General features: G+C 31.9%; 16 protein-coding genes and 1 tRNA gene. 9 read left to right on the forward strand and 8 right to left on the reverse strand.

Going from position 1 to position 18,749, the window contains the following annotated elements; translation table 11 throughout:
• Window positions 1-14 precede the first annotated feature (14 nt).
• From NU08_RS06450 to NU08_RS06460, 3 genes are read left to right on the forward strand one after another with little or no spacing between them, the layout of a single operon-like run.
• A complete protein-coding gene (locus NU08_RS06450) occupies window positions 15-1,706 on the forward strand; it encodes a S8 family peptidase (RefSeq protein ID WP_129746362.1) in 1,692 nt (563 codons plus the stop codon).
• The gene (locus NU08_RS06455; RefSeq protein WP_129746363.1) at window positions 1,703-3,907 is read left to right on the forward strand and encodes a lantibiotic dehydratase family protein; all 2,205 of its coding nucleotides are present in this window, start codon (window positions 1,703-1,705) and stop codon (window positions 3,905-3,907) included. The genes NU08_RS06450 and NU08_RS06455 overlap by 4 nt, the downstream gene beginning before the upstream one ends.
• On the forward strand, window positions 3,908-4,780 hold the full coding sequence (locus tag NU08_RS06460) for a thiopeptide-type bacteriocin biosynthesis protein (RefSeq protein ID WP_129746364.1): 873 nt from the start codon (window positions 3,908-3,910) through the stop codon (window positions 4,778-4,780).
• 145 nt (window positions 4,781-4,925) lie between these two features.
• Here the strand turns inward: NU08_RS06460 and NU08_RS06465 are convergent, their stop codons facing one another.
• From NU08_RS06465 to NU08_RS06475, 3 genes are all read right to left on the reverse strand, one after another.
• Entirely contained in the window at window positions 4,926-6,404 is a 1,479-nt protein-coding gene (locus NU08_RS06465) for a serine hydrolase domain-containing protein (protein WP_129746365.1), read from the reverse strand.
• A gap of 217 nt (window positions 6,405-6,621) precedes the next feature.
• Window positions 6,622-7,002 carry a nuclear transport factor 2 family protein gene (locus tag NU08_RS06470; protein ID WP_129746366.1) on the reverse strand — a complete coding sequence of 127 codons (381 nt, stop codon included), beginning with the start codon at window positions 7,000-7,002 and terminating at the stop codon, window positions 6,622-6,624.
• Between the two features lie 93 nt (window positions 7,003-7,095).
• On the reverse strand, window positions 7,096-7,896 hold the full coding sequence (locus tag NU08_RS06475; RefSeq protein ID WP_129746367.1) for an SDR family NAD(P)-dependent oxidoreductase: 801 nt from the start codon (window positions 7,894-7,896) through the stop codon (window positions 7,096-7,098).
• 133 nt (window positions 7,897-8,029) lie between these two features.
• On the opposite strand from NU08_RS06475, the gene NU08_RS06480 reads away from it, so the two are divergent.
• Entirely contained in the window at window positions 8,030-8,548 is a 519-nt protein-coding gene (locus NU08_RS06480) for a GNAT family N-acetyltransferase (RefSeq protein WP_242502498.1), read from the forward strand.
• A 53-nt stretch (window positions 8,549-8,601) separates the two neighbouring features.
• On the opposite strand, the gene NU08_RS06485 is transcribed toward NU08_RS06480, so the two are convergent.
• Window positions 8,602-9,015: a hypothetical protein gene (locus NU08_RS06485; RefSeq protein WP_129746368.1), complete on the reverse strand. Its 414-nt coding sequence runs from the start codon at window positions 9,013-9,015 to the stop codon at window positions 8,602-8,604.
• 500 nt (window positions 9,016-9,515) lie between these two features.
• Here NU08_RS06485 and NU08_RS06490 point away from each other — a divergent pair.
• Together NU08_RS06490 and NU08_RS06495 are read left to right on the forward strand one after the other, a co-directional pair.
• Window positions 9,516-9,587 (forward strand) — tRNA-Glu (locus NU08_RS06490).
• A 106-nt stretch (window positions 9,588-9,693) separates the two neighbouring features.
• Complete coding sequence (locus NU08_RS06495; protein ID WP_129746369.1) at window positions 9,694-10,893, forward strand: PQQ-binding-like beta-propeller repeat protein; 1,200 nt, start codon at window positions 9,694-9,696, stop codon at window positions 10,891-10,893.
• A 73-nt stretch (window positions 10,894-10,966) separates the two neighbouring features.
• Here the strand turns inward: NU08_RS06495 and NU08_RS06500 are convergent, their stop codons facing one another.
• Both NU08_RS06500 and NU08_RS06505 read right to left on the reverse strand, forming a co-directional pair.
• Window positions 10,967-11,272 (reverse strand): hypothetical protein, encoded by a 306-nt coding sequence (locus NU08_RS06500; protein WP_129746370.1) that lies wholly within the window; start codon window positions 11,270-11,272, stop codon window positions 10,967-10,969.
• A 235-nt stretch (window positions 11,273-11,507) separates the two neighbouring features.
• Window positions 11,508-12,350, reverse strand: a complete 843-nt coding sequence (locus tag NU08_RS06505; RefSeq protein WP_129746371.1) for a Two component regulator three Y domain protein — start codon at window positions 12,348-12,350, stop codon at window positions 11,508-11,510.
• A 180-nt stretch (window positions 12,351-12,530) separates the two neighbouring features.
• On the opposite strand from NU08_RS06505, the gene NU08_RS06510 reads away from it, so the two are divergent.
• On the forward strand, window positions 12,531-13,019 hold the full coding sequence (locus NU08_RS06510; RefSeq protein WP_129746372.1) for a DUF1761 domain-containing protein: 489 nt from the start codon (window positions 12,531-12,533) through the stop codon (window positions 13,017-13,019).
• A gap of 118 nt (window positions 13,020-13,137) precedes the next feature.
• Complete coding sequence (locus NU08_RS06515) at window positions 13,138-14,283, forward strand: GNAT family N-acetyltransferase (protein ID WP_129746373.1); 1,146 nt, start codon at window positions 13,138-13,140, stop codon at window positions 14,281-14,283.
• Window positions 14,284-14,285: 2 nt separating this feature from the next.
• Here the strand turns inward: NU08_RS06515 and NU08_RS06520 are convergent, their stop codons facing one another.
• Window positions 14,286-15,155 carry a diacylglycerol/lipid kinase family protein gene (locus NU08_RS06520; protein ID WP_129746374.1) on the reverse strand — a complete coding sequence of 290 codons (870 nt, stop codon included), beginning with the start codon at window positions 15,153-15,155 and terminating at the stop codon, window positions 14,286-14,288.
• A gap of 61 nt (window positions 15,156-15,216) precedes the next feature.
• Between NU08_RS06520 and NU08_RS06525 the strand changes: the two genes are divergently transcribed.
• Window positions 15,217-16,179 carry an App1 family protein gene (locus tag NU08_RS06525; RefSeq protein WP_008467079.1) on the forward strand — a complete coding sequence of 321 codons (963 nt, stop codon included), beginning with the start codon at window positions 15,217-15,219 and terminating at the stop codon, window positions 16,177-16,179.
• Between the two features lie 348 nt (window positions 16,180-16,527).
• Here the strand turns inward: NU08_RS06525 and NU08_RS06530 are convergent, their stop codons facing one another.
• On the reverse strand, window positions 16,528-18,450 hold the full coding sequence (locus tag NU08_RS06530) for an ABC-F family ATP-binding cassette domain-containing protein (RefSeq protein WP_129746375.1): 1,923 nt from the start codon (window positions 18,448-18,450) through the stop codon (window positions 16,528-16,530).
• Window positions 18,451-18,749: the final 299 nt, after the last annotated feature.

Consider the following 18,749-nt stretch of genomic DNA (forward strand, 5'->3'; position numbering starts at 1 on the left):
ATTACAATATAAACATGAAACCCCATTTCCTTATTATTTTTCTTTGTTGCTTTGTTGCCTGTAAATCCATACAAAAATCAGGTAATACTTCTTCTTTTAAAAGTGAATTAACGTCACAGGAACAGAGAAACTGGTATCAGAAAGATAAGGTTTTAGAGGGAATACCCGGCATATCATTGGATAAATGGTATGCCTCGAATAAAAAGAAACCCAAAAGCAAAAACATTATAGTAGCCGTAATTGATACCCAAATTGATATAAATCATGAGGATCTGCAAGGGCAATTTTGGACAAACAGCAAAGAAATTCCAAACAACGGAATTGATGATGACAAAAACGGCTACATAGATGATATAAATGGGTGGAGTTTTACAGGGACTAAGAGCGGAGGTTACGTGGTTTGGAATAGATACGAATATGTCCGCATTATACAAGAATGGGGACCAAAGTTTAAAGATAAGACCAAATCCCAAATCGATCCTAAAGATCTTCCTAAATTTAACGAATATCAAAGAGCTCTAAAAAAATTTGAGGAAAAAATGCCATATTATAAAAGATGGTTTAAATCCTTAAATTACAAAGTCGCACTTTATCCAACCGCAAAGGACACTTTAAAACATTTTTTTCCTAAGGAAGATTACACTTATGAACAATTGGACAGCCTATACAAAAAGTATAAGATTAATGACAAAGAATTTTGGCAAAGACGAGATGATGGCGATAAAGATCTTGGAGCATTAATTGGCTGCATGATGGCTAATCTCGTTATGGATCAAAAAAAATTAAAAGATATTCAAGACATGCAGACCCAGCTGGACTCAATTGTAAACAAAAACCTGAACATAAACTACAACGAACGTCTATCGATTGGTGACAATCCTAATATTTTAGAAAAAGGTTATGGCAATAATAAAATTAGTAACACCATAAAAGGCGTAAGAACAATTCAAGATCACAATACCATGGTCTCGGGAATTATTGCAGCTAACAGGAATAATAACATCGGAATAAAAGGCATCACAGATGTAAAAATTATGCCTTTAAATATTTCTCCTTCTGGAGACGAACATGATAAAGATATTGCAATGGCAGTTCGTTATGCCGTTGATAATGGAGCTAAAATAATTAATATGTCTTTTGGAAAAGAATTTTCCATGCATAAAGATTGGGTATCAGATGCTTTTAAATATGCCGAGGAGCATAATGTTCTTTTAGTACACAGTGCAGGAAACGACAGTGAAGACTTAGATAAAGCATTTCACTATCCTAATGATCAAAACTATGAGGGCATTAGAGGAATCTGCAATAATTTTATTAGTGTTGGCTCAACTACTAAGAATTTAGGAGAAAAATTAGTTTCTGATTACTCTAATTATGGCAAAGAAAATGTAGACTTATTTGCTCCTGGAGAAGATATTTATACCACAGGAGCAGGAAACATATATAAAACAGATTCTGGAACTTCATTTTCAGCGCCTATGGTATCTGGAACTGCTGCAATAATTTGGTCTTATTATCCAAATCTTACAGCAGCTCAGGTCAAACAAATTATTATGGATTCTGGAACTGCATATGATTTCGAAGTTATATTACCGGGTACTGAAGACAAAAAAGTTCCATTCTCTGAATTGTCTAAGTCAGGAAAAGTTCTAAATGTCTATAATGCAATGCAACTCGCAGAAAAGGCCAGCAAGAAAAAGAAATGAAATCACAGTTTAAAATTTCATTCTTTTCACAATTTGTACTGAGAACACCTTTGTTTCCTATTTCATTTTATTTGGATCTTCTCAATAATTACAATTGTGAAAAGGCAATTGCTATTTACCAAAATGCATTAATCAAAGAAGCGTTAAATCTAGCATCGCCAGAACTAGTAAATGAACTTAACAAATGGAAGACTTTTAAAGCTGATTCTTTTAATGAAAAAAAATTAGCTTTAGAATTTACTTTACTCAAGTACATTGCAAGAATGTCTTCAAGATGCACACCTTTTGGGCTGTTTGCTGGATGTTCTGTTGGAGAAATTAATACTGAAACTAATGTAATACTAGATTTGCCTGAAAAATACAAACGGTTTACTCAATTTGATATGCAATTCTGGGTAGCATTACTTCAAAATATTGCCAAACGAAAAGCAGCAATTTTTCACTTAAAATATTACCCTAATTCTTCTATTTATGAATTTGGTCATTTTTACAGATATATTGAATACAAATACTTAAAAACTAAACGCGAACACAGTATTACATCTTTACGGAAGTCTGATGCTTTAAAAGAAATAATGCTGCAAACAAAATTAGGATTAACTATAGATCAAATGGTTTCTATTTTAGCAGAAAATGATTCTGAAAAGAAAGAAGCCTATGAGTTTATTAAACACCTTATAGACTTCCAGTTTTTAGTAAGTGAAATAGACGCCACTGTAACCAGTAATAATGAATTTGAAAGGGTTCTATCTATTCTAAAAAATATTCCAGATCTAAAAAAAGAATATCACTTTTTAGAGAACATAAATAAACAAATTTTAGATTTGGATATTTCTTTAATTCCATCCGAAAACCAATACAAAAAAATCAAACAAAATATATTGGAAGAAGGATTTGAATATGATGAAAAATATCTGTTTCAAACCGATTTAACCACAACCGCTCTATCAAATAGTTTAAATGCAAGTGTTACAAAAAAAGTAACTAAAGGACTTCATTTTTTAAATGGCATACAGCCTAAAAAAGAATCTAATAATCTTAAGGCATTTATTAAAGCATTCTCTAAAAGATATGAATATCAAGAAATGCCGTTAATGACGATTTTAGATACAGAATCTGGATTAGGTTATCCGATAAATCATGATATGAATGATTCGCACGAAATATTGGAGACTTTCTCTTTTAAACAGAAAAGAGATAAAAACGAAAATCAAGTTTGGACCACCTATGATTTTATTTTAGAGAAAAAACTTCAAGAATGTCTTTCAAAAAATCAAATGAAAATAGAATTATCAGAAAGCGACTTTCCTGATTTTGATGCTAATTTTGATTATACTCCCGTCACATTTTCAGCACTGATTGAAATTTACAGTAATGAAAAATTAACCATTGAATCTTCAGGGAATATAAGCGCCGCGAAATTTTTGGGGCGATTTTGTAATGGAAATTCTGAGATCCATAAGCTGACCCAAGAAATTATTCAAAAAGAACAAAACTATCACCATGATAAAATTTTAGCTGAAATTGTTCATATACCTCAGTCCAGAACGGGAAATATTTTGCGAAGACCTGTTTTAAGAAATCATGAAATTGCCTATTTAGCAAATTCAGGTGTTGAAAAGAAAAACACTATCAATTTAAATGATTTATTTGTGTCTATTAGAAACGATAAAATTATACTACGTTCTAAAAAACATGATAAAGAAGTTATTCCTTGTCTCTCAAACGCTCACAACTTTTATAATAATTCTTTACCTGTATATCATTTTTTATGCGATTTACAGTCACTAAATACAAAGCCAATATATAGCTTTAATTGGGGAATTTTAGAATCACATTATAATTACTTTCCGAGAGTTGAATACAACGAAATTATACTGTCAAAAGCAAAATGGACTATTACAAAAGAAGAAATAGCTTCCTTTTTAAAATTAAGTGGCAAAGATTTGTTTGAAGCATTCTCAAATTGGAGAATCAGTAAAGATATTCCTTATCTCGTTAATTGGGTCAATTCTGATAATACCTTGTTATTAGATTTTCAAACAGAACTTGGAATTCAATTGTTTTTAAAGTCAGTTAGAAATAGAGACAAAATTGTTTTAGAAGAATTTCTATTTACTGACAAATCTATTGTAAAAAACAGCAATGGAGAAGATTTTAGCAACCAGTTTATATTATCATTTTTTAAAGAACAACTATAAATGCAGAGAAATTTTTGCTTAGGAAGTGAATGGTTGTATTATAAAATTTATACAGGAGTTCAAACAACTGATTTAATTTTGCTTGAAAAATTATATCCTGTTATTTTGCAATTAAAAAAGAAAAAAATCATCCAAAAATGGTTCTTCGTTCGATACAAGGATGCTGACACACATTTTAGAATCCGATTTCTAATAGAAAACAAAAAGGATTTAGCAAAAGTAATTCAAATGCTTTATCGCCCAATAAATAATTTACTTCAAGAAAATTTGGCATGGCAAATTCAAACTGATACTTATAAAAGAGAACTGGAAAGATACGGTGAAACCACTATTGAAGATTCTGAATTTTTGTTTTGGAAGGATAGCGAATTGGTAATTCAATATCTTTCGCTAAAAAAAACATTTGCCAAAAAAGAAATGGAACTGTTGTTCAGTTTCTGTTCTATTGATTCTTTTTTAAATTCTTTTTCTTTGTCGATTTTAGATAAGTATAATTTAATGGATAGATTGCAGCAATCTTTTAAAGAAGAATTTGGGGCAGATAAAATATTAAAAAAAGAACTAGATAAAAAATACAGAGAACTAGATGATGAACTTGGATGCTTTTTAAGAGAAGAAACTAAAAAAGATTTTGTTGATTTTTTCGAAATCATTGAAGAAAAACAAATTCAAATCGCAGAAAAGGCATTAGAAATAAAAAATGCAATCCAAATTGATCTTTATAGCTTTTTAGCTAGCCATATCCACATGATGATTAACAGGCAATATACGTCTAAACAAAGAATGTATGAGCTAATTATCTATAATCATCTATACAGATATTATAAAACATTAAAGTATGAAAAAACGAATTCTCTTAAGTTAACACTGTAGCAAACATTCTAAAATTCACAAGCTGTTCATCCTTTTTAAATCATTACAAAAACGGTTCGAAAATTGTCCCGTTAGGGCTACTAAGAAAAAAAGCTTCAGATTTCTCTGAAGCTTTTTTTGTTTTCTAAACTTTTATATTAATTATTTACAGTAGTTCTTTCAATACCTTTTTACCATTTTCATTATCTGGATTTAATTCAACAGATTTTTGATACATTTTAATTGCCTCCTCTTTTTTACCACTTTGAAGCAATGCCTCTCCATAGCTATCATATACATTTGAGCTATTTGGAAAAATTAATGCTGCTGAGGCGAATGTCAGTAAAGAGTTGTCTGTTTTTTGAGATCTAAGAAATTGATATCCTAATCTATTAAAGTCTCTTTCTGACGCTTCGTAACTGTCTGGCTTTTTTAAATATTCTTCAATTAACTGATTTGCTTTTTCTTTATTCCCGCTTTCAAGCAAACTGCCATAGACTCTCGAAAGACTCTGCAGAGGCATTTTATAAGGCTTATTTTCAATTATTTTTAAAGCTTCATTAGCCGTAACGAAAACCGGACTTGCTGTATTGGACAACATAATGACAGTATTGTTTCTAGTGATATTGTACATTAAAATTGATGTAAGTCCAGTATTGAGCCCATCGTGAAAAACTATTTTTTCATTATTATCATTAGTATAAGTCTGCCAACCCAAACCATAGGCTATTTCTTTTTCATACGCACGATAAGAAGCAAATGTTCCGTTATTAAGTTTTGCTGGAGTCAGCGCTTCTTCTAATTCTTTCTTGCCTAAAAGCTTATAGCTAAATAATGCTTTTTGATATTTCTGCAAATCTTGAGCTGTACTTACAATACCTCCAGGACCGTAAAAATTACTTTTCTCATCTATTAAAAAAGTTTCATTTAAGGTTTGAACATTTACTACGTTTGTCGAATAAAGGTTTGGATAAGTATACAACTCTACCTGATTTGGCGTTTTAAGCCTTCTATTCTTAGGCAGAAATGAATCTTTCATTTTTGCGGGTTCGAAAATATTTTTTTCCAAATAATCTCTAAAAGCAATTCCAGCTATTTTTTCTACTATCAAAGCTGCAAGACAGTAATTAACATTATTGTATTCCCATTTGTCTCCTGGAGCAAATGAAAGCTGCACTTTATTTTCAATTAATGCCGATATAATATCCTCATTCGAAAAGATTTTTTCTGGCTTTTCTTTTATTGCTTTATCAAATAAACGATAATAAGGAACCACTCCCGAAGTATGGCTGAGCAAATGTCTAATGCTAACATTTGGATAAGGAAAATTCAGAAGATACTTTTGGACTGGATCATCAATATTCAATTTCCCTTTTTGTTTAAGCTGCAGTATGGCAACTGCCGTAAACGTTTTTGATACCGATGCAATTGTAAATTGAGATTTTTCATTGATTTTTTCTTTCTTCTCGATATTAGAATATCCATAAAAAGCAGAAAAAACATTTTCTCCTGATTTAGAAATTAATACACTGCCATTAAAAAGGTCTTTTTTAGCAAGTGTTGAAAAGAAATCTTTTATCTCTTGCGCTGAGATATTACTTGTAAAAAGTAAAACTGTAAAACAAAGAATGATTTGTTTTTTCATTTGATTGATTGATTGATTGATTGATGATTTTCTTAAACGAAAATAATAAAATATTATTACTACAATATATTTTCAAAAGTATATTATAACTATATATTTTTCTTAACCTGAAAATACAGTTGCATTACTAAAACAAAAAAGCTTCAGAGAGATCTGAAGCTTTTCTGTTTGGATTTTCGCTGTAACTATATATTAGCTATATTTTAAGTACATTAGATTACTCTTTTATTTCCAATTCTGTTTCGGTATGCATTACACATGCCCATTGGTTATCTTCTTTAACCCAAGTAGAAGTGCAGACACATTTCACAGGTGCTTTTTGACTTTGATCTGCTATCTCAAAATCGAGACGATATCCTAGTACGGCGGTATTTTCGGCAATTAGCTTTTCTTTTACATCATAGATGTTCAGCACTTTTATTTTATTGGTTTGTCCAGAGTCGAACATATTTTTGAACTCAGTCTCGCTGATGCTCTGAATACCATTTTTTCCAGCAACTATGCAAGGAAAAAATGTCAAATTTCTTACCGTTTCATAATCATTATTTTCAACTCCTTGCCAGTATTTTTTTTCCAATTCTATAATTTGTCCTTCCATATTATCTCGTTGTTAATTAGACATTTCACAAATTTCACATTAATATTAAAACAAAATCGTTCTTTTAACATAGATTTAATTCTAGCTTCTTAATTATAAATCAGGCTTTGAACCTTTTGAAATTATAGATCTCATCACTCCAGGAAACCATCTATGCAACCAGACAGCCAGTTTGCCATGACCTGTAAAAATGTAATTTCTCTTTCGTTTCAAAATAGCACTTATCATCACCTTCGCCGCTTTATCTGTCGGCCACATTAAATTTGATGGTCGTGGATCTTGTTGTTCAGGATGCCAAATTCCGTCATTATCAATTCGTGCAATTTCTGAAACCACAAATCCAGGATGCAAAGTAGTGCAACTCACGCCTGTTCCTATTAATTCAACCTGCAAAGTCTGACCAATAGAATTTACAGCCGCTTTTGAAGCGCCGTACGCGCCCACATTAGGATTAGGAAGATAAGCAGCAACACTTCCAACCAAACCAATTCGTCCTTTGTTTTTCTTTAAATATGGCGATGCATATTTTACCGTTAGGGCTAATCCCGTAACATTGCCTTGCAATTGCCTATTCCAATCTTTGGCTGTTAAGTTTTCGATGCTTCCAAAAACGCCAAAACCAGCATTGGCAACAACTATATCCAATCGCCCCCACTCTTTAATGATTTGTTGGACTGCATTTTCAATAGAGGTTTCTTCCATTATATCACATGGAATTACTAATGCTTGTCCACCTGAATCTCTAATTGCGTCGGCAACTTTATCCAACATCTCTTTACGCCTTGCAGAAAGAACTACTTTATATCCTAATCTTGCCCATTCAAAAGTCATTGATTTTCCAATGCCAGATGAAGCACCTGTTATCCATATTACGTCTTCTTTTGCTTTTGTCATTTTTGCAACATTCATTTCAAACATCTAATTTACTCATTACAAACTAGATAAACAAAATAAAGACTTTTTATAATTGCATATTTACGAGCAGTAAGTTTACCTTATTTATTTCTCTAAATTCGATATCTTTACAATGAAAAATCCTAAATCAATGCTCACTATCTATCAAAGTCCAAAAATAATTATTCGCGAATTTTTACCTCAAGAGAAGCAGACATTCTTAGACCTTTTTAAAGACGATCAGGTTACACAATATCTTCCTGAAACTTCGCCTGAACGATATGTCGAAATGTTTAACGAATTGCTGGAAAATTATGAAAAGAAAAATCTCAGCAGATGGGCAATATTTAGTGCTATAGACAATGATTTTATAGGAATGTGTGTTGCACGTGTTTTTGCGCACAACACAAACCAGATAGAAATCGGATATGTATTAAGCCGAAACTACTGGGGAAAAGGTATTGCTACAGAAGTATGTAAGGCTCTCACGCAGTATAGTTTTGCAAATACAGATACCAAGGAAGTTGTAGCCATAACAGATCTTGATAATACAGGATCGCAAAATGTATTGCAAAAAGTTGGATTTGAACGATTAAGCAATTTGATAAGAAATCAAGAAGAGCTGGCTTATTTTAAGATAGAAAAGGTGTAATTTTGATAGCACAATTTATGCAGTCTCCCTAAAAATTTGAGAGATAATGTTAATTACCTGTCAAAATTCCATAAATCCAGTCTAGTGATGTTTTTAATTGTTCCTCCAAACATTCCCATATGTCCTCTCGAATTCATATCAAAAGTTCCCACAATTATTACATATTTTTTATTGTATTCGTTCAAGTTTTTCTTTTGAGAAATTTGTTTTGAAAAATTGACCCAAAAACCATTATCAGATATGCCTTTTGAAAAATCTTCTTTATGCAAATAAATTGCGTCTCCTTCAAATTCCAAATTCAAATACCCTATAACTTGAATTTGTTTTCCATCATATTTTTCTGGAGTTGAAATTAGCCTTATTAACGATATGTCATATTTGTGAAAAGATATAGCTTGATCTTTCTCGCTTTTTGATTTGTTAGGAGTTTTTTTATTCTGCGAAAAAGCATTTAATGAGAATGTCAATAAAATTAAAACGATATATTTTCATGCTTCAAACTTATTTTATCAAGCAGACATTATTGCTGACTTTTAAATAATAAATATTTTTACCTCACATATTGACCCCATATAAAAAGGTCTAGCAATACTACACAAAAAAAGCAAACAGTCACTACGGTTTTTCTATAAACTCAGAATTATTTTTCAAAAAATCCTACTTTCCAAAAGCAATATGATTCTTTTCTATTAGGATTACCCCTTAAATACTATAAAAATATTCTTTCAAAAATAAAATCATTCAATATTTCTAAAATTATTTTCTTCTTAAAAAAACAAACATTTTCTCCGCATAAACATAAAACAACAAATTATTAATCAAATAAATACAAATACATTAACTCGATTAAAACTGAAAAAATCATCCTGTAAAACAATTTTCAATCAAAAAAAATCAAAAAGTTTTTTCCAAAATGCTTTGTACATCTCAAAAATAGTTGCATTTTTGCACCCGCAATAGCAAACTAGGTCCGTTCGTCTATCGGTTAGGACGCCAGGTTTTCATCCTGGTAAGGGGGGTTCGATTCCCCCACGGACTACTTACTAAGACAAAAGCTTCAGAGAAATCTGGAGCTTTTTTTGTTTATATTTACTCCATTAAATGTTTTAAAAAAGACAATCAAAAAAATCAACCCAAATCTTAAAATGAAACACAAATTAATAGCCCTTTTATTTGTATTCGCCTTTGCAAATATGTCTGGACAAGCGCCCGCCAGCAAAACCAATTATTCTAACAGCAATTTACCTGCAGAAGAAGCTGTTACCAACAAATCTTTAAAACCTCTAAAAAAGATTTCTCTAGACGACACTTCTATGTTAATTTATGATTACGACGGATCGCTTTTTTCATGGGATTTAGAAGTCGAAAGTATTGTTTGGACCGTAAAAGCTTCGGATGCTCAAACCGAAATGTGCGCCAACAAAATAACAATCCATGACGGAGTAGTATATATTCCGTTTATTAATGGTGAAATTTATGCTGTAGATAACGGAACAGGAACTATTTTCTGGAAATCCAGAATAGGCAATATTAAAGACCAGATTGTTCTAAAAGACCAAACTCCTGTAATAAGCAACGGAAAATTGTTTATTACTGCTCAAAATCAAAATCAGAGCAGTAATTTATATGCTTTGGATTTAAAAGATGGAAGTTTGTCTTGGAACTACAAATTAGACACGCCAAATAACAACATTGAGCCACTTGTTTTTGATAATAAGGTTTTTATTCAAAGTGCAACAAATGTATATTCGTTTGAAGTCAATACAGGAAAGCTATTGAATCAGAAAAGCTTTGATGAAACCATGAACGGAAAACCTGTTACAGATGGTGAAAGTATTTTTATTGCTGGCGACAAGAACTGGCTTTACGCTCTTAAGCCAAACAGTTTGGATGTTTTATGGCAGTTTAAAATAGAAGAAAACCAAAACAATGTTAAGGAACGCATAGTGTGCCACGACAAAAAACTATATTTTGCAGCACAAGGACCGGAGGTTTCATCTATTTATGCTGTTGATTCTAAAACAGGAACTCAGCTTTGGAAAACTGACTTTAAAGGTGATAATGTAGAATATATTGTCAAAGAGGTTGACAATCTTTGGGGATATACGCGCAACAAGAAACTTTTTGAATTAGACTTATCAAACGGCGAAATCGCTTTTGAAGAAAAACTAACTACGCTACCTATTTCAAATATTGAATTTCCTGCCGACGATAACTTGCTTTACTATTATTGCGATGCAGGCTTAATTCAGTTTGATTTAAAAGAAAAAGATGAAAACGTATATTATATGCGTACTTCCCTTACAGACAACCCCTATAGTGCTTTTATCAAGATAATTCGATAATAGCTTCTCGCTTCTCAAATAAAAAAAAGACCATTTTTTCAAATGGTCTTTTTTATGCTGTTTTTAGAAAAATTTATGCTCTAAACAAAGCATATTTATTGTAGTTAAACAAAACTTTATCATAAGGAACATAAAGCGAAACTATTTTCTCTGTTGATTCATTGAATTTGATTCCGTTGTGTTTTCTAAACAAGTAGATCTCTTTTAAACAATTAGAAAGACTTTGGTGAATTTCGCTTGTAAAAGTTGGCAGTTTCTTATCTCCAACCAAAAGATCAATCTGATAGTTTGAACTACTTTTTGATAAGTTGTTCCCAATAATTCTAAGTGTAAAAGTTGTTGGTTTTCCGTATTGTTCTCCCTGATATTGCAGTGTCATGATTTCTTCTTATTAAATGATTAGTAATACCGCCTGTTAAATGGCTTTTGGTTCTCTAGATACTTTTATTAAAATTATAAAAATTTAGGCAAACATAAAAAATTCCGTTCTAAATTATAGGTTATTTTTCAAGAAACCTTTAAGTCTAAAAAAACGAAAACCGTAAGAAATTACGGTTTTAAATAATTAACTAAATGTAAAATTCATTCATAAGCATCGATTAATTTTGGGTAAACTATTGTAATTTATTTTCTTGGTTTATTTCTAATAAAAATGGATTTCCGTTTTCATCCATCATCGTCATATTTAAAGCATCTAATAATGCTATTTTTTTCGAAACTTCGCCTGTAAATTTATTGTACGAAAGATTCAATTCTTGCAACTTGCTAAGCTTTTCGATTTCTAGAGGAATTGCGCCTGTAAAATCATTATCAAACAAACTAAAATTCTGAAGTGAGTTCAGATTAATAATATCATTTGACAAATTTCCTGAGAATTTATTATTGTTTAACAGCAACACCTTCAGTCCAGAAATCTTATAAATTGAAACAGGCAGTTTTCCGTTAATTTCGTTATTAAAAACAGCTAAAGTTTCTAACTGATTCAACTTTCCAATTTCCGCTGGAAGCTCTCCTGAAATGTTATTCATAAAAAGCTGTAAATCTTTCAATTTTACCAATTGGCAAATAGAAGACGGAATTGCACCCGACAATTTATTATCAGCTACATTTAGCAATTCTAATTCCTTCAAATTAAAGATTGATGAAGACAAACTTCCTTCAATTTTATTCTTTTCAAGATTTAGCGATTCTAAATTTATAAGATCGTAAAGAGCTTCTGGCAATTCTCCCTGAAGATTATTATCTGCCAGATTCAGCGCCACAACTTTTCCATTTTCAGCTTTAACACCGTACCAAGTAGAAACAGACAGACTTAAGTCCCATTTGTTTTTCCATTGCAAACCATTTGTTGCATAGTACAATTTTATAAGCGCCTCTTTTTCTTTATCCGAAACGGTATCTGCCAAAACATTTAGCGAAAAAGCAAATAATAAAGAAAGGGTTACTAAAATTTTCATAACAGATTTGGGGATTTGTTATTAGCGTAAAAATATGCAATTCGCAGTTAAAACACACTAAATATCGACAAAGTGTTGAAAAAAATTTTACATGTAAGATTTATATTGCTTTTAATTATTTTCTAAAATCTGCACTTTTTTTGATTACATTTGATCAACTAATTCTAAAAACCTCATATCATGCAAATTAACTTCGCCGCTTTATTTATTGCAGCAATTGTTACACTCGTAACTGGTTTTATCTGGTACAGCCCAAAAGTATTTGGAACAATCTGGATGAAGGAAAACAATCTTACTCAAGAAGAGTTAAGAAAAGGAAATATGCTTAAAATCTTCGGACTTACGTATATTTTCTCTTTAATGATCACCATGACTTTAATGTCGCTTACCATTCATCAATCTGGCGCAATCGGAATGGTTGGCGGACCTCCTTTAATGGATAGTGCAAAACCTTCATTTGCAGCCTTTATGGCAGATTACGGAATGGCATACAGGACTTTTAAACATGGTGCACTTCATGGTTTTATGTCTGGATTATTTTTCGCTTTTCCATTAATAGGAATTAATGGTTTATTTGAAAGAAAATCTTGGAAATATATTTTTATTCATAGCGGATACTGGATCCTTACTCTGACTCTTATGGGCGGAATCATTTGTGGATTTGCTTAATAATCTTCTTAAAAACCCGTTTGAAAAACTTATCTCAAACGGGTTTTTCTTAATATTAACTTAAAGCAGATAAGTTATTACAAATATTATCTAATTTTGAAGAAATTAGCTCACTCTTTTGAATACAACATATTCTTTCCAGATTTACAAAAGCGCATCTTTACTGCCTGTAGAATGGAACTCGCTTGCTGAAAACAACATCTTTTTGACACGAGAATATCTCGAAGTGCTGGAAAATTCTTCTCCAGTCAATATGACTTGTCATTTTATCGGCCTTTTTGAAGAGAAAAAATTAATTGGAATTGTATTAACTCAGTTCTTATTTGCAGAAAAACTCGAATCTTTTGGAGAGCGTGACAAATGCTTAAAAACTTCGGTACGTAATTTTGCTTTAAAGAATTTTGCCTCACACGTTTTATTTGTTGGAAATAATATGCTCACGGGACAAAATGCTTTTATTTTTGACAAAAGTGTCAAAGAGTCAAAAGCTATAAAAACGCTTCACAAAGCTATTAATCAGCTAAAAAAAGATTTAAAAGAAAGTGGAAAAAAGGTTCACATTACCAGTATTAAAGATTTTACAGCAAAAGAAATAGAATCGCTTCAGGCTGAATTCAAAAACAATTACACGTTTTCGACTCAGCCTAATATGATTTTCGACATCAAAGAAAACTGGAAAACAGAACAGGATTATATTGATGCCTTGTCAAAGAAATATCGTGATCAATACAAACGCGCACGCAAAAAATCGGAAGGAATTGTAAAACAGCAAATGTCGCTTTCAGATATTAAACAATATGAAGATGTTATTTATGATCTTTATTTTCATGTTGCTAAAAATGCACCTTTCAACACTTTTTTTCTAGCTCGTGACCATTTTAGCTTTTTTAAAGAAATAATGGGCGATAACTTTCTTCTCTATGGCTATTTTTTAGAAGGAAAATTAATAGGCTTCAATACTTTGATCAAAAATGGCGAAGTAATGGATACTTATTTTTTGGGTTATGACGAAAGCATTCAGCGCGAAAAAATGCTGTATTTAAATATGCTTTACGACATGATTGCCTATTCTATCAAAAAAGGTTTCCGTGAAATCGTCTTTGCCAGAACTGCTCTTGAAATTAAAAGTTCTGTTGGAGCAAAACCTGTTAAAATGTACGGTTTAATCACACACAGCAATTCTTTGATTAATCACAACATTTCAAGATTTTTCAATTATTTGGAACCCAAAACAGAATGGCAGGAACGCAATCCGTTTAAATAAATCTACGGAACTGCAATTTTCATCTGCTTGTGCAAAATATCAATTTCTAACGAAGTCTGCGCTCCGCAATATTCTCCATCAATTTGAAAATTAACAGGATAATCCGTTTTTATAGTTGCTTTATTGGTTGAAATAATTACAATGTCATCAGAGTCAATCGGCATATTTCCGGTAATTATTTTTCCAATTAAAAGCAGATCAAGACTTTTTAAAATCACCAGTTCAAACTTTCCATCATTCATCGCGCCATTCGGATTAATGATAACTCCTGTTCCGTATTTCTGCGAATTGGCAATTACAATCATTCGCGCTACATGCTCAACGGTTTTATTATTTGCTGAAATTGTTGCCACAAATGGCTCTTCAGATTCTTTAAGCGTAGTAAAAGCTTGGAGCGCGTAACCCCAAAATCCGCGAACATCACTTTGCTCATAATTTTTAACCAGATTGGCATTCAAGCCAAGATCACTCAGATGAATACTTTTTTTTCCGTTGATGCAAATCATATCCATTTCGATATAATGGTGCAAAAAGGCTATTTTAAGGTTTTCCTCTATTCCTGCAGGAAGATTCAAGTCCACCGAAAGTCCGTTTGCAGAACCTGCTGGTAAAATTCCGATTATCACATCATGCTCTTCCACAGCTTCGGCGACCATTTTTATCGTTCCGTCGCCTCCAGCAACAATAATTCGTTCTGGAACAGATTCATTATATAAAGATTGTATTGTTCTTAAATCATTTTTTCCAGTTGTTTCATACACTTCCAAATCAAAATAATTAGTTGCCGCAAACTCTTCAACAGCATCAATCAAATCAGATTTATCCAAATCTCCAGAAATCGGATTTACAACAAACAGAATATTCTTTTTCAAAATTTTAGCTTTAAAATCAATTAAATTAAGTAAATTACAGTTACATAAATATACGTAATTAATGAAACCAATTCTACAATTATATCGCGGTTATGCAAATGAACAAGAGCTAATTGTAATGGGACACGTTTTAAAAAGAGAAAACAAATACAATTTTGAGAAAAGGAAATTAAAAAATGCCACTTCTATTCTCCGATTGTTCCGAATAAAAACCATTAAAAATTTTGATGTTTATCTTCATTACAATAACGAAGTAATTCATACCAAAACATTAGATGATGGTTATTTTAATTTCTGCATTCCGTTAGAAAAAGAAACTCATTTTGGATGGATGTCTTACGAAGTCAGCTTAAAATACAAAAACGAAATTATATCTTGCAAAGGCAGTTTTATACGACCTCATAAAGGAAAACTCGGAATCATATCGGATATTGACGATACATTCTTGATTTCGCACACCAATAATTTCTTTCGAAAACTTTACATTCTATTGTTCAAAAATGTAAATGACCGAAAAGTTTTCAAAGATGTCGTACCGCATTATCAAGCTTTAAGTTCTGCGGGAAGAGATAATGTAGAAGAAGTAAATGCCTTTTTTTACATTTCTAGCAGTGAATGGAATTTATACCGATTTATTGCCAAATTCACACGAATTAACAAATTGCCCAAAGCGGTTTTTCTTCTAAAAGACATCAAAAGAGGAATCACCGATTTCTTCATGAGCGGAAGAGGAAATCACGATCATAAATTTGAAAAAATCAAACATGTTGTAGAATTTTATCCAACCTTAAAATATGTTTTAATGGGCGATGATTCTCAGCACGATCCTATTTTATACGAACGCATTTGCAAAATATTTCCAGTTACTGTGATTGCCGTTTACATAAGACAGACGGGAAAATCTCAAAAAAATGAGGTAAAAAAAATCTTGAAGAATTTAGAAAACCTGAATGTGTCAGTTTGCTATTTTAAAGAAAGTAGTAAAGCCATTGAACATTCTAGATCGATTGGGATTATTAAGTAGTTTTTTAAACTTAAATAATTTGGGCGAGACAACATTAGAAAAAGTGGGCCAACATACTTTGTCTTTATTTGCCCACTTTCTCTAATGCTGTCGGGCTGTACGCTCCGCCGCGACGGATTGCTCCCATCCCTCTCGCGACCAATCTTTGTCGAGCTACTTACGGAGATCCCTCGTTCCTCGGGATGACATACTTTGTGGAAAATGAGTAACTTTCATCAGCCTAGATTGATCCGAAAAACTGAATTAGCTCGTGAAAATCAAAAAACCTTTATCAAAATTTGAAACTTTGACAAAGGTTTACATATATTTTCAAGTACTGTGACTGTGACCGAGACTGCGACTTAAAAACTAAGCATTAAAACTATCAATCTCTTCTGAAACCACTTCCCAATCAATTAGCAATTGCTCTAAATCTTGTTTCTTTTTATTGTAAGCCGTAAAAAATGAAGCATCTTCGATATGTTTGTCGTAATTAGTTTCCAACATTTTATCGTCGTGCTGGATTTGTTTTTCTAACTGCTGAATCTGACTTTCAATCTTACTTAATTTGTTCTGAAGCGCTTTTCCTTTCTTCTGATCTTCGTAAGACAATTTACTCGCTTCTTTTTCTTTTGGAGCTGCTGTTGGTTTTACAACATCTTTTTTCTCCACTTCGCGCATATTTTCCATATTACGCTGCTCTAAGAAAAAGTTGATATCTCCAAGATATTCTTTAATTTTTTGATCTTTAAATTCGTAAACGATGTTCGACATTCCTTGAAGAAAATCCCTGTCGTGAGACACCAATAATAAAGTTCCTCCGAATTTTTGAAGCGCTGCTTTTAAAACGTTTTTAGATTTAATATCCAAGTGGTTCGTAGGCTCATCCATCAGCAAAACGTTAATTGGCTGCAACAACAATTTACAAAGAGCTAAACGGTTACGTTCTCCTCCAGAAAGCACTTTTACTTTTTTCTCAACATCATCTCCACGGAAAAGAAAAGAACCTAACATGTCTCGAACTTTCATTCGGTTTGTGTCGGTTGCCGCATCTTCCATTGTTTGAAGCAAAGTGATTTCTCCGTCTAAATATTCAGCCTGATTTTGAGCAAAATATCCTAATTGCACATTGTGTCCTAATTTGATATTTCCTTCATATTCAAATTCATTTACCAATGCTTTTATAAAAGTAGATTTCCCTTGTCCGTTTTGTCCAACAAAGGCAATTTTACTTCCTCTTTCTACCAATAAACTAATATCTTTTAGAATCGTTTTGTCTCCATAAGCTTTTGTTACATGTTCAGCCTCAATAACTACTTTTCCTGGCTCTTTAGAAACTGGAAAAGAGATATTCATAACAGAATTATCGTCTTCGTCAACTTCGATTCTTTCTACTTTATCTAATTTTTTAATCAGCGATTGCGCCATTGAGGCTTTTGAAGCTTTTGCACGGAATTTCTCGATTAATTTTTCAGTTTCTTCAATCTTTTTCTGCTGATTTTTTTGCGTCGCCAATTGCTTTTCGCGAATCTCATGACGAAGCTCTAAATACTGAGAATATGGTTTATTGAAATCGTATGCTTTTCCTAACGAAATCTCGATTGTTCTATTCGTCACATTATCCAAAAACATTTTATCGTGCGATACAATTACCACAACTCCAGGATAATTTCGAAGGAAATTCTCCAACCAAATAATACTCTCAATATCTAAGTGGTTGGTTGGCTCATCCAGAAGCAATACATCATTAGACTGCAATAAAAGTTTTGCCAATTCGATACGCATTCTCCATCCTCCAGAAAAAGTCTCGGTTTGGTTATTAAAAACTTCTCTTTTAAAACCTAGACCTAAAAGAATTTTTTCTGTATCTCCGACATAATTATATCCACCAAGAAGATCAAAACGGTGCGTATAGTCAGATAGATCTTCTATAATCTTAGCATACTCTTCGCTTTCATAATCGGTTCTAGTCACCAACTGATGATTGATTTCTTCCAGTTTTTTCTCAACAACTTTAATTTCTGTAAAAGCTTCATACGCTTCTTCCAAAACGGTTCTTCCTTGTTCAAAATCAATATCCTGACGCAAGAAACCCATTTTAATATCTTTCTCCTGAGAAATTACTCCTGAGTCAGGTTTAAAATCGCCTGCTAGCATTTTTAGCATTGTAGATTTACCTGCTCCGTTTTTACCAACAAGACCTACGCGGTCGCCGGCACCCAAACGAAAAGTAACTTCTTCAAATAAATAGGTTCCTCCAAAAGAAACGGAAAGATTGTGTATATTAAGCATAATGTATTGCTGTAAATGTAAAGGCTAGAAAACCTTTTTATTCATTAAATAAATAGATTGCAAACAAGCGAATTATCCTGTTACAATTTTGAAAGTGCAAAAGTATAACTTTTAATTGAAGTTTTTATACTGAAAAACAATAGCTTTTAGAAAATTCAAAAACTAAAAGTCTTGTTTAATTCTAGACTTTTCTTCTTTAAATAGTTCGAAAATCATTGAATTGAAAATATACTTTTAAATGAATTTTAGAAAAAAAAAGAAACATCTAATAGTAAACATTATACTCAAATCAAACCAAA

This window comes from Flavobacterium anhuiense (assembly GCF_004151235.1).
Taxonomy (GTDB): domain Bacteria; phylum Bacteroidota; class Bacteroidia; order Flavobacteriales; family Flavobacteriaceae; genus Flavobacterium; species Flavobacterium anhuiense_A.